The following is a 16,525-nucleotide window of genomic DNA, read 5'->3' on the forward strand; positions in this document are numbered from 1 at the left end:
GCTTCATATATGGAGTGGTTAAAGAGAACTTGTTTTTCTAACCTTGAGAAAGAATCACAGAAAAATCATTTATTACTGTTTATCACGATTTGTAGTTTCTTCCTTGGAATAATCGCGATTGGGTATTACGGATATATTTTTACGGAGAGAGCAATAGCGTTTTGGGTTTGTGGTATTTCTGTTGTTGTATTTGGGACGTTTTTTACTTTTATAAAAAGTATGGAATCAATGTATAAATACATCATGACATTTATGTTGCTTATGATGTCTTTCATTATGGTACAAGCTTTTAATGAAAGCCCAGCTGTATTTCAAATGGTCTACTTTACACTAGCAGTTTCACTTATTTATTTAAGTGAACGTCTCGTTATCATTCTCGGCGGAGTGGCGGTTGTTATCACATTTATTCTTTGTAGTTATTGGCCGGAGCAATTTTTTGCTTATACAGCGGCATCTGAAGCTGCAAACTTCGCGAGTTTGTTAGCGATCGTAACGATCGCAATGTGGGGCGTAACGAAGATTGGCTCTAATTTGTTAGCTCGTTTAAGTGATGAGAAGCAAGAAGTAATGAGGAAAGCTCAGGAGCTAGAAGAGACTCAAAGACTTATTGAGGAAACTGTTGTGAAACTAGATAGTAATTTCAATCATTTAAGACAAAATATGAATACATCGATGGAGTCGATGAGTGAAATTAATTTCGCTTTTGAAGAGGTGGCAGTTGGTACGCAATCACAATCAGAGATGATGTCACGTTCAGTAGAAGTATTGAATGATATGGAAGGAAATATTGAACAAATCATCTCTCAAGTAAGAAATGCATCAATTCGTGTTGATGAAAGTTTAGAGATTTCAAAGGGTAGTGTGAATACTTTAAGAAATTTTGAAGCTAACATGAGAAGTTTAAATGATGTTGTTTCACAATCGGGAATTATATTTAGAGATTTAATGATGCAATCGAAGCAAATTAATGAAATTGTAGATGTAATAACGAATATTTCAAGTCAGACGAGTTTGCTAGCTTTAAATGCAAATATTGAAGCTGCAAGAGCAGGAGAACATGGAAAAGGGTTTGCTATTGTAGCGAATGAAGTATTAAAGCTTGCTGAAGAATCGAATCGTTCAGCTGGAAGAATTCAAGGGATTTTGAAGGAGTTTAGTAATCAAGCAAGCAAGGTGGAAGTGCAGGTAGAAAAATCAGAAAGAGTACAAGAAGAATGTAATGAAATGCTAGCAAGCGTTTTAACAAATGTAACGGATTTAGGGAAGTTTATTGATGCAATTAATGATGTAATGAGAGAGATTGTTGTTCATCAAGAAAATTTCCAGGCTAAAACGACGAATATCGTAAAGGATGTTACACATGCTTCTAATGTAATTCAGCAAACTTCTGCGGCTACAGAAGAAGTGTTAGCAAGTGTGGAAGAAGAAAAACATCGAAATGATATATCGGTGAAGACGTTGCATACTGTTAGCGAGCAAGTGAAGTTACTAGAAGATATTTTAGAAAAGTAATATTGATTGAAAAGGGCACACTATGTGTGCTCTTTTTCATTTTAACGAATACTTAATAGTAATTTAATTGCTTTTCTTTGAGTTTTCTGCCAAGCTTAAGGAGATAAAGTGAGACTTTAATTAGTGGGGCTATACGCTACTGATTATTAGTTGAACCCCGCAAATAGCGGAATTAAAATACTTCAAAGAAAGAATTATATAGGTGACGCATATGATCGAAGTTAAGACTTCTGAACTTAGTGATGGAGAATTTAATAGAGGTGTATTTGCAACTCGTGATATTAAAAAGGGTGAGTTGATTCACTCAGCACCAGTTATCTCTTATCCGAATGAACAGCATGAACACATTGAGAAAACGTTACTTGCTGACTACGCATTTGAGTATGGGGTAAATCATACAGCATTCCTTTTAGGATACGGCATGTTATTTAATCATGCATATAATCCGAATGCAACGTATGATATTGTCTTTGAGAATCACACGTTTAACTTCTTTGCTTACAAAGATATAAAAGCGGGAGAAGAGATTCTAATCAATTATAATGGTGAAGTTGATGACGATGAGCTGTTATGGTTTGATAAGGAAAAAGAAGAGAACGAAAAGTAAATTATAATAAGTAATAAAAAAGATGCTTTTACATAGGTAAAAGCATCTTTTTTATTGATGAAAATAAAGTAAAGATTACAAAAAAATACCACTTTATTTTCGTATGGTATAGTAAGATACTGAAGGATAGTGTTTTGAAAAAGTTATATATTTTACAAATTGTTGTCTTTCTGATGACATGTCAAGTTTAGTAGCCCATTTGGGTTGCTTTATTATGCAATATATATTTTAATATGAGTGGCACCTCTTATAAATTAAGAGGTTTATAGGTGTCTCGAATTGATTTTGGGTACACTGTATCCACCACTTTAGGTTCGTTCATGTATGTGGGGATATTATGGGCCCGTATAACGGGATAAAAAGAATATAGAAATAGAGGAATCGTAAAATGAATATGCAAGAGGTTTATAAATATTTAAGTACGGTATTGCCTGAAGGTCATGTGAAACAAGATGAAATGTTAAAGAATCATACGCATATTAAAGTTGGTGGAAAAGCAGATGTGTTCGTTGCGCCTACGAATTATGATGAAATTCAAGAAGTTATCAAATATGCTAACGAATATAATATTCCAGTTACGTTTTTAGGAAATGGATCGAATGTCATCATTAAAGACGGTGGAATTCGCGGAATTACAGTAAGTTTAATTCACATTACAGATGTGACTGTAACAGGAACGACGATTGTAGCACAGTGTGGTGCAGCAATTATTGATGTATCACGTATTGCATTAGATCATAATTTAACGGGTCTTGAGTTTGCTTGTGGTATTCCAGGCTCAGTTGGCGGAGCATTATATATGAATGCTGGTGCTTACGGGGGGGAAGTATCGTTTGTATTAACAGAAGCTGTTGTAATGACAGGTGATGGAGAGCTACGTACTTTGACGAAAGAAGCATTTGAATTTGGATATCGTAAGAGTGTATTTGCAAACAACCATTACATTATTCTTGAAGCGAGATTTGAACTTGAAGAAGGTGTGCGTGAAGAAATTAAAGAAAAAATGGATGATTTAACGTTTAAACGTGAGTCAAAACAACCTCTAGAATATCCTTCATGTGGTAGTGTATTTAAGCGCCCACCGAATAACTTTGCTGGTAAATTGATTCAAGAATCAGGACTACAAGGTAAGCGAATTGGTGGAGTGGAAGTTTCTCTAAAACACGCTGGATTTATGGTGAATGTTGATAACGGAACAGCACAAGATTACATTGATTTAATTCACTTTGTACAAAAGACCGTTGAAGAGAAATTTGGCGTGAAGTTAGAGCGAGAAGTAAGGATTATTGGGGAAGATCTACAGTAATCTTTGAATTAAAAGTGTATAAAAGTATGAATTATTTTGAAATAATATTTGGGTATTGTTGACAATTTGTTTTCAATTCAATATAATGGCTAATAATTTAACAAATAACATACGTTGAAAGAGCCCAGTAGCAGTTTGTCACTGTTAACGAGAGAGCTAGGGGTTGCTGGAACCTAGCACAAACAAACTTGCGAATTACACTCTGGAGTATCTTAGGTAATGCTAAGCGGATTGGCAATCGATATTATTGCTAAGAGTGGTATGAGTAGCTATGCTATTTATACAAACTGGGTGGTAACACGGTGAATCATCGTCCCTATGTCATAGACATAGGGACTTTTTGTTTTCAAAAAATAGAGGGGATGACAAAAGATGAATATTATTGATGAATTAGAATGGCGCGGCGCCATTAATCAACAGACGGACGAAGAAGGTTTACGTAAGCTAGTAGATGAGAAAAAGATTTCACTATACTGCGGAGTGGATCCGACTGGTGATAGTATGCATATCGGACATTTGATTCCGTTTATGATGATGAAGAGATTCCAGTTAGCTGGCCATCATCCTGTTATTTTAATTGGCGGGGCAACAGGAACAATTGGTGATCCGAGTGGACGACAATCAGAACGTCAACTTCAAACGTTAGAAGTAGTTCAGCATAATGTGGATGCGTTAACAGCGCAAATGAAAAAGCTATTTGATTTTGGCGGAAATAGCGAAGTGAAGATGGTAAATAACTACGACTGGACACATGAAATAAACATTATTGAGTTTTTACGTGATTACGGGAAAAACTTTAGCATTAATAGCATGTTAGCGAAGGACATTGTAGCAAGTCGTTTAGATACAGGTATTTCTTTCACAGAATTTACGTACCAAATTTTGCAAGCGATGGATTTCCATCATTTATACACGAAAGAAGATGTTCAACTGCAAATTGGTGGTAGTGACCAATGGGGAAATATTACGAGTGGTTTAGATTTAATTCGTAAGTTAGAAGGGCACGAAGCGAAGGTATTCGGATTAACGATTCCGTTATTATTGAAATCAGATGGAACGAAGTTTGGTAAATCAGCAGGTGGTGCAGTTTGGCTTGATCCTGAAAAAACAACACCATTTGAATTTTACCAGTTTTGGGTGAATACAGATGACCGTGATGTCGTTAAATACTTGAAATACTTTACGTTCTTAACGAAAGAGCGCATTGATGAATTGGCAGTGAAGGTAGAAACAGAGCCTCATAGACGTGAAGCGCAAAAAGTATTAGCGGAAGAAATGACGAAATTCGTTCATGGAGAAGAGGCATTCCTGCAAGCTGTGAAAATTACAGCAGCGTTATTTAGCGGAGATATTAAATCGTTAACAGCGGATGAAATTGAGCAAGGTTTTAAAGAGATGCCAACATTCCAGTCTTCAAAAGAGACGAAAAACATCGTAGAATGGCTAGTTGATTTAGGGATTGAACCATCTAGACGACAAGCACGTGAAGATATTAATAATGGAGCTATTTCTATGAATGGTGAAAAAGTAATGGATGTGGGTACAGATGTAACTGTAGAAAATTCATTTGATGGACGATTTATTATTATCCGTAAAGGGAAGAAGAACTACAGCCTTGTGAAGTTAGGAGAATAGTTTGTGTGAAAGGATGGGAGCAGGAAGAATACTTCCATCCTTTCGTATACATAATTTAGACATAAAATAATCAGTAAATTTAGATAATTAAAAGGGTTATATTATTCTTCTGCCGAATAAATAGGTTAGAGAAAATTACGGACAAAAATAGCCCGAACCATGCAGGGCATGATTCGGGCTTATATTCAGCTTAGTAAGCTAAGCTGAATAGACCTTTAATGTGTGATAAGTAACGAACGTTACTTGCTTCTTTCATTAATGATGCTGGTAGGCCTTTAAGTGGAGTATTGCTTGCTCCGATTGTAGCAACAGCATCTTTACGTCCTAGACTAGCAAGTGTTCCAGAGTTAACAGGTGCGAACTCTTCGAATGCTTTGCCTTCTAGTGCTGCGTATAAGTTGTATCCAATTAACTCACCCATTTGCCAAGCGATCTGTGCAGTTGGTGGGTATGGACGTCCGTCTGGAGCGAAGACAACAGCGCTGTCTCCAGCAACGAATACGTCTTTGTGAGAAGTAGATTGTAGGTATGCATCAACTGTTGCACGACCACGGTTTACTTCAAGACCTGATTCACCGATTAATGGGTTACCTTGTACGCCGCCTGTCCAAACGAATGTGTTAGCAACAAGTTTTTGACCGTCTTTTAAGTCGATTTCATTGCCAGCAACGTTTGTTACAGGAAGACCAGTTAAGAATGTAACACCGCGTGCTTCTAAGCTAGTAGTTGCACGTTCGATTAAGTGGTCTGGTAATACTGGAAGAATTTTTGGACCTGCTTCAACAAGAAGAAGTTTAACTTCTTTTGGATTTACGCCGTGGCTTTTTGCAAGTTTAGGCATAATGTCAGCAAGCTCACCAACTAGCTCAACGCCAGTTAATCCGCCACCACCGATTACGATTGTAGCATCAGCTTCGTTTTTCGTTTTCGCGTATTCACGAATACGGTCTTCAACGTGTTTGTAGATTTTGTTTGCATCAGCAGCAGATTTTAATACCATGCTGTTTTCTTCTAGTCCTGGAATACCGAAGTAAGCAGTTTTACTTCCTAAAGCAACTACAAGTGCATCGTAAGATAAAGTAGTGCCACCAGCTAGTTTGATTTCTTTGCTATCAACAGAGAATGACTCAACTGTTGCAATTTTAAGATCGATGTCTTTACCTTTGAAAAGCTTTGTAAGTGGCATTGCAATTGCTTGCTCAGCAACGTTACCAGCTGCAAGGCGGTGTAGTTCAGTGATAATTTGGTGTGTTGGGTATTGGTTAATCACTGTAACTTGTGCTTCTGATTTGCTATAGTATTTACGTACGTTTAAAGCGGCAAGAAGACCGCCATAACCAGCGCCTAAGATGACAATTTGTTTTGACATAGTATGATATCCCCCGTCTTTACTAATTGTTGTTATAATTTTAATTATTTATTGTTACGTTCTGCACTAATTTGAAGATATGCGTTCACAAAGCGGAACATTTTTTGTGCTTGTGGGTCTTTTAGTAATTTTAACAGACCGAATAGGCCGATAACTTCAGTGCTTTCGTCAGCACGATCTTTCGCTTCGATTGCAGTTGCAGCCATGCTTTTTACTGTATCTTTTACAGGTTCTACAAGCTCTGTGATTGCACCAACAGTGTCGCTTTTTAATACTTCATCAGTAGCAACAGTTTGAGCGAAGTCATAAGATTTAGTTAAAATGTTAACAAGCTCAGTTAATTTTGGAAGCTGTTCTACTAGTGTAGTTAATGATTCTTGTACCTCAGGTTTTAACAACTGATCAAGTACATCAAGTTGTCCTTGGCTAGCAGAAATTTGTACAGTTTCTTGTTCTGGCTTTGTTTGAGTCATAGTTTCTGGCATCTCCAATTCTCCTTTACGATAGCAATACTCTTATTTTTGATAGGTAAGATAGTAAACGCTTGCGAAACTTTATACAAAGTTTCACAAAGCACAATAAAATGCCTTTAAATTTATGCCAGCAAGTAAGCTGAAATCATAAATCCAAAACCATAATGTCTTACCTATTATTTATGAACTGTCCGATACATGGCTTGTCCGCATAATGGAAAGCTCCGTTACCGGAAAGTGTATATAATATATATCCTATATTATATACTATATACACCTATGTTAACATAAAAATGATTCCTAATTATTCGATATTAAGCGTATAACGTAGTACTGACAAGGTGTGAAAGCGCATAAATTATTTTGATAAGGTTAGAAATGTACGTATATATAAAGAAAAAAAGGAAAAAACGGACAAATTTATGTTCATTTTTTCCTTTTTTATTGTTCACCCTCTGTAATGAGCATCGATGTATTACCGCTTTTTTCAAGATGGCATTCGCCCCAAGTACAAAGAGAATCAAGAATGGATTCTAAAGACCAACCGTAGTCTGTAAGAGAATATTCTACTTTCGGTGGTACTTGATTGTATACCTTCCTTTGAATAACTCCATCTTCTTCTAGTTCGCGTAATTGCTGTGTTAACATTTTTTGTGTAATACCAGGCATGAGACGTTTTAATTCACTCGTTCTCTTTGTCCCTTTCGTTAAGTGGCAAAGAATAACGACTTTCCATTTTCCGCCGATAACCTCTAAAGTTGCTTCAACGGGAATATTATATTTCTTCATATAAAAATCTCCTTTGATGAATGTAGATGTCAGTTTTCCAACAAAAGAAGCTAAATAATTTAAATGTTACTAAAAAGTACCTATAGCACTTTAAAGTACGTACTTTTTATCATGTTGAATATGTTCCATAATAGCATACGTAAGAGTGAAATGAGTAGTACGGTACTAAAAAGTGCCTATGTTACTTTTTGGTACCTATCGTACTTTAAAGTGCGTTCTTCAAAAAAAGAGTGAAGCCATTCATAATAGCATATATCAGCAGTAACATTATCTTTGTAGAAGAAAAAAGGCCTTTTTTCATACTATTATGATTGGATTTCTCGCATTAAGGAGGAGTTCAATTGAATTCATATACAATATCTTCTTCGGCAGTACAGAAGAATCGGAGAAGTATGTTTGCTTTATTGGCACTAGCAATTAGTGCGTTTGGAATTGGTACAACCGAATTTATTAGTGTCGGTTTATTACCATCTATTTCAGAGGATTTACATGTTTCCGTTACAACAGCGGGCTTAACCGTTTCTTTATATGCGTTAGGAGTAGCGTTTGGTGCCCCAGTATTAACGTCATTAACAGCTAGTATGTCGCGAAAGACGTTATTAATGTGGATTATGATTATTTTCATTATTGGTAATGGAATTGCGGCAGTGGCAACAAGTTTTACCGTGTTACTTATCGCGAGGGTTGTATCTGCTTTTGCACACGGCGTTTTTATGTCGATAGGATCCACAATTGCGGCTGCGCTTGTACCAGAGAATAAACGTGCGAGTGCAATTGCATTTATGTTTACTGGATTAACTGTTGCGACCATTACAGGCGTACCAATTGGAACATTTATAGGTCAACAATTTGGCTGGAGAGCATCGTTTATGGTAATTGTGGTAATTGGAATCGTTGCCTTAATCGCCAATAGTATGCTGATTCCGTCTAACTTGAAAAAAGGTACGTCCGTATCATTTCGTGATCAATTCAAACTGATTACGAACGGAAGGTTATTACTTGTTTTCATCATTACTGCATTAGGATACGGTGGGACATTTGTAACGTTTACGTATTTATCTCCGTTACTACAAGAAGTAACAGGGTTTAAAGCAAGTACTGTTACAATCATTTTGTTAGTGTACGGAATCGCAATTGCGATTGGGAATATGGTCGGCGGAAAATTATCAAATCATAATCCGATTCGAGCGTTATTTTACATGTTCTCTATTCAAGCAATTGTATTATTTGTTTTAACATTTACAGCACCATTTAAAGTCGCTGGGTTAATCACAATTATTTTCATGGGACTATTCGCATTTATGAATGTTCCAGGGCTGCAAGTATATGTCGTTATTTTGGCTGAGCGCTTTGTGCCTAGCGCTGTCGATGTTGCATCAGCAATGAATATTGCAGCATTCAACGCAGGAATCGCTCTTGGTGCTTATTTAGGCGGTGTTGTAACGAACTCGTTAGGGTTAATTCATACGGCGTGGGTAGGCGGCGTTATGGTAGTAGGTGCTGTTATTTTAACAGCATGGAGTATGGCATTAGAAAAAAGAGATCAAGCAAAATAAAGGAGAGAAAATATAATGAAAAATTTACAAAGTACAATAACATTGCATAACGGTGTAGAAATGCCTTGGTTCGGTTTAGGTGTATTTAAAGTAGAAGATGGACCAGAACTGGTAGAGGCTGTAAAGTCGGCGATCAAAGCAGGATATCGCAGTATTGATACAGCTGCGATTTATGGAAACGAAAAAGCGGTTGGAGAAGGAATCCGCGCTGGTATAAAAGAAGCGGGTATTTCAAGAGAAGATTTATTTATTACTTCAAAAGTGTGGAATTCGGATCAAGGATATGAAACGACACTTGCTGCATATGAAGAGAGCTTAAAAAAATTAGAGCTAGATTATTTAGATTTATATCTTGTTCATTGGCCTGTAGAAGGGAAATACAAAGATACGTGGAGAGCGTTAGAAACACTTTATAAAGAAGAACGCGTACGTGCGATTGGCGTAAGTAACTTCCAAATTCATCACTTACAAGATGTAATGAAAGATGCGGAAATTAAGCCAATGATTAACCAGGTAGAATACCACCCTCGTTTAACGCAAAAAGAATTACAAGCTTTCTGTAAAGAACAAGGTATTCAAATGGAAGCATGGTCACCACTTATGCAAGGTCAATTATTGGATAACGAAACATTACAAGAAATTGCTGAGAAACATGGTAAAACAACAGCACAAGTTATTTTACGTTGGGATCTTCAAAATGGAGTAATCACAATTCCAAAATCAACGAAAGAACACCGCATTATTGCAAACGCTGATGTATTTAATTTTGAATTAACGAAAGAAGATATGGAAAAGATTGATGCGTTAAATCAAAATCACCGCGTTGGTCCAGATCCTGATAACTTTGATTTCTAAGATTCAAGTAAGAAAGAAAAAAGGGTGCTTTTATGCACTCTTTTTTTGTGCATAAAAATATTTTCTAAATAAATACTACTTAGTATTAAGTTTGTTATAAGGGGCTGTAAACATGAATATAAAGCAATCGTTCAAACTTTTAGCTATGCTTTTAAGTGTTTTATTTGTGTTATTCCCACTTCAAAAAGCATTTGCAGAAGTTATGGATCATACAAAGTATCAAATGGATTGGAGTTATAGTAAGTCAAAGAAGAAACCAATTCGAACAGAGCTTATTAAAACGGCAGATGGCAAAATTGCTTTTTGCTTAAATGTAGATTTGAAATCTCCGAGCGGTCAAGATTTACCGGAAATGGGGAAAGTGGATATTAATGTGTACCGCGTACTATTGAATGGATATCCACAAAAGAGTCCACAAGAATTAGGTGTTTCTGATTGGAGAGAAGCGCATTACGCAACGCAGCTTGCAGTATGGAATGCGTTAAAACAAATCGATATTAATGATTTAGATTTCCGTAATAAAAATGTAGAAAAGGTAACGAAAGATATCGTTGCAAAAGCAAGTGCTAGTGAAGAGTTACAAGAAATTACGATGAGTGTCATACCAGCAGAAGAACAACAAGCAGTATTGAAAAATGATTTCTTTGAAACAGGCTTATATACAGTAGAAACAAATGCGAAAAGCGGAACATATAAAGTGCAAGCAACAGGTGCACCAGCGGGTGTGAAATTTGTAAATGAAAAGGGCGAAGCAAAAATGGAATTTAATGTAGGAGAAAAGTTCCGCATCTTAATTCCGAAACAAACATCAGCTGGTGGGTTTAGCTTTAAAGTATTAGGAAATTTAACAAAGTTACAAGGGATTGCACATAAAGGGACACCGATTATTCAAAATGCAGTTGTATTACTTGAGCGTAGTGAAGAAAAAACAAGTCCAGAGTTATCGGTAAGTTGGAAAACAACAAATGGTCATGAAAATAATAAACCACATACTCCAAATGAACCACATAAACCGAATCAAAAGAGATAATGAAAAAGCATTGGCTGTGTGCCAATGCTTTTTTTGCATTTCTTGCATTGCCGGTACTAACGATTTGATGAGTTACGATATAATGAGGATGATAAATTAGAAAGAGAGATAAAAGATGAACCTTCGTATTTGTGACATAACGACAGAAAATCGGCATGAAATTGCTAATTTAAAAGTAACAGAAGAACAGCATAAATTTATTGAAAGCACAGTCGCAAATTGTTTAGTACAAGCTGAAACAGAATACAAAGAAGATGCAGTTTCAGTAGGTTTATATAAGGGTGATATGCCTATTGGATATGCGATGTATGGATGGTTCGATGAAGAAGAAAAGGCTGTATATTTAAATCAATTTGTTATTGATAGTGCATGCCAAGGAAAAGGGTATGCAAAACCATTATTACGTTTGTTAATAGAGCATTTTAAAAAAGAATATAATCGCAAAGTTATGTATTTAAGTATACATCCAGAAAACAAACTTGCACAAAAGAGTAGCATCTTTTTTGGCAGTTTTTTATTTTAAAGTAATATTAAATTCCTTTAATCGCAACGTTAAGATTAATGAATTATATTCACGAAATTGTAACATTATTCTGATTGGAAGTGCTATCAAACAAAGTGTAAAGCGTGTACAATTCAGTTGGAAAAACTACCTATAGATGGTCATATATGAAGAAAATGTAAGATTCTATTACTATTTTTAGATGTATAGATGACAATACTAAATTATATCTTTTACTATTCCCTTTTTATGTATGAAGAGAACTCATCACAAATAGAGAGAAGTGAGGAGAGCATATTACATAAAAGTTTTACAATGTAAGAAAGCGAATACATGGAGGGAAATGCGGGAGTAATAGATACAGGTGCGCGAGGTGTTAGTCTATTTATTAAATGTTTTTATAAAAATAATAGGATTACTTATTAAATGAATATATAGGATAGTTTCTCTAAATAAAGGAACAGGGGACACAGATTATGTCGAAGAAAAAAACGAGTAGGGTATTAGTAGCTGGTATATGTATATCTACATTATTATCACCAGTAGCTTTCGAAGCATCGAAAGGATATGCCGCACCTTTGGAAGAGAATAAGGGCGGGAATTTAGAAGAGATTAAAGAGAATAAATTTGAGCAGAGAGTATTTCGGTTGCCGGGGAAAGGTAGCGTGGAAGAAGAAAATAACCGCTTAAGAGTTACTTGGAAACTTTCCGCTAATGAGCCGACTGGAATTTATGCGGCGCCAAATGAAGAGATTACAATTGATATAAAAGGAACACAGACTATTCAAGCTTTCATAGGAACGAGATCTTATGATGAGGAGGGGCCAGAAGAGTTTGATTTAAAACCAGGGAAAAACGTTATATCATCTCCAAGAGGCGGTATTTTATATTTTTACAATATGAATAATGAAGGGGAAGTAACAGCTTCGGTTACGAATGGCGGTAGCCACTTTCCTTTGTTTATCTTAGGTAAGCATACGGAAAAAGATTGGGATGAGATGTTGAAGAAATATAAGGATCCTTATGCAGTTGAATTAAAAGGTGAGAGAAGTTTAATCACTACTACTTACGATTCAGTGCAGAAATATATGAAGAATACGGATCCAACAGATTTAATGAAATTGCACGATAAGATTATTCGTTTGGAAAATGCAGTGGCTGGATTATCTGAGGACGGTGTTGGGATAGCGAAATCTCCAATTCATTATGTACAGTTTATTGAGAAACGGAAGCCTGCTGAAGGGGACTTTATGTTTGCGAAAAATTATCATACAGGATATATCCCGAGAGCGATGAATAGAGTTTTAGATATAGAAGTGCTTGAAAAGGATGGCTGGGGACCCTGGCATGAAGTTGGACATTTACATCAGCAAGAACCTTGGAAGTGGTCTAAAGTAAGGGAAGTTACAGTAAATATTTACTCATTAGCTGTTCAAAAGGCGTTAGGGAACCGATTAGAAATGGATGGGCACTATAAAGACTCATTTGAATATTTAGAGAAACCTAAAGCAGAAAGGTTCATTGATGACATTAATCCTCTAACAATGTTTTGGCAATTAAATGTAGTGTATGGAGAACATTTCTATCCTAGGTTACATCAAGCTTATCGCTTGTTACCACAGAGTGAAATGCCTGCGTCTGATGGAGAGAAAAAGCAAATGTTTGTTTATATGACATCAAAAGTGGCAGGGCAAAATTTAATTCCTTTCTTTGAGGAATGGGGATTAACGCCAAATGATGATATTAGAGAGAAAATAGAAAAATTAAATCTACCTAAATTAGAAAAGGAAATTTGGAAAGCTACAGATAGTAATGATATTCGTGAGAAGCAAGTTGAAGCTTACGAAGTTCCATATGGTGAACCATCTAATGAGATGAGAAATCTTTTAGTTGGTACAGATTTTGATGAAAATGAAGCAAGTAAGCTTGTTCAAAAGTTAGGTGAGAATGTAAAAGTAACAGGTAAGATGATATGGTCTAAATTAGAGAATGGGAAACAGGAAGTATTAGTGGAAATTGAGGATGAGAAGGGAAATAAAAATTCAATTCCTGTTCAAGTTAATGGGATTTATGGTGACAGTATTATTTTCCAAGGAATTTCAAACGATGTAATGTCAACAGTGATGCTTCGTCACAATGAAAAAAAATTAAATGCAAACTTTACTAATAATGAGATACATTACCGTTTTGAAAAAGAAGAATATATGGGCTTAACGCTATACGATCGAAATGGGATTGAAAAGAAACGTGTATCAGCAGAAGGGCAAGAAACTGGAAAACGATTCGCAATGGAACTAAATGAATTGGATTTTGAATATGGTGATGTAGTAAAAGTATTCCACGCAGAACCAAGCCGTCTGAAATGGTACAAAAATAACGCACTTGTAGATCAAGGGAAAGCTAAAAATAAAGAAGAAAAATTATTCAAAATTACTCCGCAAGGGTTCGAGTTAAAAGATGGTTTACAAGAAGTGACGGCGAAACCGCAAAAAGTAGTAGTCGGAACAGATATTAAGAAGTTAGATGCGAAAAACTTTGTTGAAGTAAAAGATGGAGAAGTAGTTGGATTTGTAGAAAAACCGAATACAACAAAAATCGGTGAACAAAAAGTAAAAGTAGAAACGAAAGATCGTTTTGGAAATAAGAAAGTGACGGAAGTACCGTTAGAAGTCATTTATGGAGACAGCATTATGTTCTTCGGTACATGGCATGGCGGAAGCAATATTAAATCGGTTGTCACATTAAATCATGAAGAAAAGAAATTTAGTACAACAGATTCAGAAGGTCCAATGCATACTTCATTTGCAGATGAGAAGTATATGGGGATGACTGTATACGATAAAAATGGAAAAGAGAAGAAAGCTCTATCAGTAAAGGCATCTGAAAATACAAAAAGATTTGCAGAACAATTCAACGGAATGACGTTTGAATATGGGGATATGGTAAAGGTATACCAAAAAGAGTTTGATAGATTTAAGGTGTACAAAAAGAATGAAATAGTGGATGTGCAGTACGGTATTCATGAAGTAATCTTTAAAGTAACGGAGCATGGTTTCGAGAGAATAGAAGCTCAGCAAGAAGTAAAGGCAGTACCGCAAAAAGTAGTAATCGGAACAGATGCTGAAAAATTAGAAGCGAAAAACTTCGTTCAAGTGAAAGATGGAGAAGTAATTGGATTTGTAGAAAGACCAGATACAACAAAAATCGGTGAACAAACAGTGAAAGTAGAAACGAAAGACTACTTTGGAAATAAGGAAGTGACAGAAGTACCATTGGAAGTAATATATGGCGATAGTTTAGTCTTCCAAGGTGATGGTAATACAACGCGTTCTGTCGTAACTGCGGATCATAATACGAAAAAGCTACAGGCAACATCAACGGACTCTAAAGTTCATTATCGTTTTGAAAAGGAAAAATATATGGGGATAACGATATATGATCGAAGTGGGAATATAAAGAAAAGCATTTCAGTAGAAGGGCAAGAGAGTTCGAAAAACTTTGCAAATCAATTAAATGGCTTAGATTTTGTATATGGTGATGTTGTGGAAGTATATCATGCGGAATCAGATCGATTAAACTGGTATCAAAATAACGAGTTTGTAGGTAAGGGAAAAGGGAAAACAGAACAAAAGTTGTATTTTAAAATAACGGAGCAAGGTTTCGAGAGAATGGAAACTGAACAAGAAGTAACGGCAATACCACAAAAAGTAGTAATCGGAACAGATGTTGAAAAATTAGACGCTAAAAACTTTGTTCAAGTGAAAGATGGAGAAGTAATCGGTTTTGTAGAAAGACCAAATACATCAAAAATTGGTGAACAAAAAGTAAAAGTAGAAACGAAAGACCGTTTTGGGAATAAGAAAGTAACGGAAGTACCATTGGAAGTAATCTATGGCGATAGTTTAATATATCAAGGTGATGGTAATACGGTACGTTCTATCGTAACGGCGAATCATAATACGAAAAAGCTACAGGCAACATCAACGGATTCTAAAGTTCATTATCGTTTTGAGAATGAAAAATATATGGGAATCACGCTTTATGATCAAAAGGGAAATGAAAAAAAAGTTATTTCGGTAGAAGGGCAAGAGAGTTCCAAAAACTTTGCAGAACAGTTAACTGGTGTAGATTTCGAATATGGTGATGTTGTGGAAGTATATCACGCAGAATCAAATCGATTACACTGGTATCAAAATAATGAATTTATCGGTAAGGGGAAAGGGAAAGTAGAACCGAAGTTGTACTTTAAAATAACAGAGCAAGGTTTCGAGAGAATGGACGCTTTACAAAAAGTAACAGCAGTACCGCAAAAAGTAGTAATAGGAACAAACAGTGAAGCATTAGATGCGAAGAAGTTTGTTGAAGTGAAGGATGGAGAAGTAGTCGGTTTTGTAGAGAAATTAGATACATCAAAAATCGGTAAACAAACGGCAAAAGTAGAAACAAAAGACCGCTTTGGGAATAAGAAAGTGACAGAAGTGCCAGTGGAAGTAACATATGGAGACAGTCTAGTATATCAGGGACTAAGTAATAGTATTCGTTCGATTGTAACGTTAAATCATGAAGAAAAGAAATTGCATGCAACATATACAAATGAACAAATTCATAGCTACTTTAAAAGCGAACTATACATGGGGATTACGTTATATGATGGAGAAGGAAATGAGAAAAAACATGTAACAGCAGAAGGGCAAGAAACTTCACAGAATTTTGCAGAGCAAGTAAACGGTACGCCATTCCAGTATGGGGATACGATAAAAGTGTATCATGCAGAATCGGATCGTTTCAATTGGTATAAAAACAGTGAGTTAGCTGGAAAAGGGGATGCGAAGAGATTTGAAGAAATTTCCTTCAAGGTTACTCCAAATGGTTTAGAACAAGTACAATAATA

The 16,525-nt window shown here is 35.8% G+C and carries 12 protein-coding genes and 1 other annotated feature; of the genes, 9 read left to right on the forward strand and 3 right to left on the reverse strand.

Annotated elements, in window-relative coordinates; genetic code table 11:
* The first annotated feature begins 9 nt into the window (after positions 1-9).
* The 4 genes from DN392_RS10020 (at position 10) to tyrS (ending at position 5,060) form a co-directional block, all read left to right on the forward strand.
* Positions 10-1,512, forward strand: coding sequence for a DUF4077 domain-containing protein (locus DN392_RS10020; protein WP_088321302.1), 1,503 nt, complete (start codon positions 10-12; stop codon positions 1,510-1,512).
* Positions 1,513-1,723: 211 nt separating this feature from the next.
* Positions 1,724-2,119 (forward strand): SET domain-containing protein, encoded by a 396-nt coding sequence (locus tag DN392_RS10025; protein WP_000573650.1) that lies wholly within the window; start codon positions 1,724-1,726, stop codon positions 2,117-2,119.
* A 388-nt stretch (positions 2,120-2,507) separates the two neighbouring features.
* Positions 2,508-3,425 (forward strand): UDP-N-acetylmuramate dehydrogenase, encoded by a 918-nt coding sequence (murB, locus tag DN392_RS10030; RefSeq protein ID WP_001057100.1) that lies wholly within the window; start codon positions 2,508-2,510, stop codon positions 3,423-3,425.
* 105 nt (positions 3,426-3,530) lie between these two features.
* Positions 3,531-3,746, forward strand: a binding site (T-box leader).
* Positions 3,747-3,797: 51 nt separating this feature from the next.
* Positions 3,798-5,060 carry a tyrosine--tRNA ligase gene (gene tyrS / locus DN392_RS10035; RefSeq protein ID WP_001021072.1) on the forward strand — a complete coding sequence of 421 codons (1,263 nt, stop codon included), beginning with the start codon at positions 3,798-3,800 and terminating at the stop codon, positions 5,058-5,060.
* A 190-nt stretch (positions 5,061-5,250) separates the two neighbouring features.
* Here tyrS and DN392_RS10040 read toward each other — a convergent pair whose 3' ends face one another.
* The 3 genes from DN392_RS10040 to DN392_RS10050 form a co-directional block, all read right to left on the reverse strand.
* Positions 5,251-6,429 carry an NAD(P)/FAD-dependent oxidoreductase gene (locus tag DN392_RS10040; protein ID WP_000043194.1) on the reverse strand — a complete coding sequence of 393 codons (1,179 nt, stop codon included), beginning with the start codon at positions 6,427-6,429 and terminating at the stop codon, positions 5,251-5,253.
* A 44-nt stretch (positions 6,430-6,473) separates the two neighbouring features.
* Positions 6,474-6,914 carry a DUF1641 domain-containing protein gene (locus DN392_RS10045; protein WP_001115310.1) on the reverse strand — a complete coding sequence of 147 codons (441 nt, stop codon included), beginning with the start codon at positions 6,912-6,914 and terminating at the stop codon, positions 6,474-6,476.
* Between the two features lie 429 nt (positions 6,915-7,343).
* Positions 7,344-7,691 (reverse strand): winged helix-turn-helix transcriptional regulator, encoded by a 348-nt coding sequence (locus tag DN392_RS10050; RefSeq protein WP_000760478.1) that lies wholly within the window; start codon positions 7,689-7,691, stop codon positions 7,344-7,346.
* A gap of 392 nt (positions 7,692-8,083) precedes the next feature.
* Here DN392_RS10050 and DN392_RS10055 point away from each other — a divergent pair, with 392 nt between their 5' ends.
* The 5 genes from DN392_RS10055 (at position 8,084) to DN392_RS10075 (ending at position 16,523) form a co-directional block, all read left to right on the forward strand.
* On the forward strand, positions 8,084-9,247 hold the full coding sequence (locus DN392_RS10055) for an MFS transporter (RefSeq protein ID WP_164085710.1): 1,164 nt from the start codon (positions 8,084-8,086) through the stop codon (positions 9,245-9,247).
* 15 nt (positions 9,248-9,262) lie between these two features.
* On the forward strand, positions 9,263-10,102 hold the full coding sequence (locus DN392_RS10060; protein ID WP_000793569.1) for an aldo/keto reductase: 840 nt from the start codon (positions 9,263-9,265) through the stop codon (positions 10,100-10,102).
* A 112-nt stretch (positions 10,103-10,214) separates the two neighbouring features.
* Entirely contained in the window at positions 10,215-11,132 is a 918-nt protein-coding gene (locus tag DN392_RS10065) for a thioester domain-containing protein (protein ID WP_001022545.1), read from the forward strand.
* A 115-nt stretch (positions 11,133-11,247) separates the two neighbouring features.
* A complete protein-coding gene (locus tag DN392_RS10070) occupies positions 11,248-11,655 on the forward strand; it encodes a GNAT family N-acetyltransferase (protein WP_048566645.1) in 408 nt (135 codons plus the stop codon).
* Between the two features lie 455 nt (positions 11,656-12,110).
* Positions 12,111-16,523, forward strand: a complete 4,413-nt coding sequence (locus DN392_RS10075; RefSeq protein WP_088321303.1) for a putative mucin/carbohydrate-binding domain-containing protein — start codon at positions 12,111-12,113, stop codon at positions 16,521-16,523.
* Positions 16,524-16,525 lie beyond the last annotated feature (2 nt).

Origin of the sequence: Bacillus sp. BB51/4 (assembly GCF_008368845.1) — a bacterium.
Taxonomy (GTDB): domain Bacteria; phylum Bacillota; class Bacilli; order Bacillales; family Bacillaceae_G; genus Bacillus_A; species Bacillus_A wiedmannii.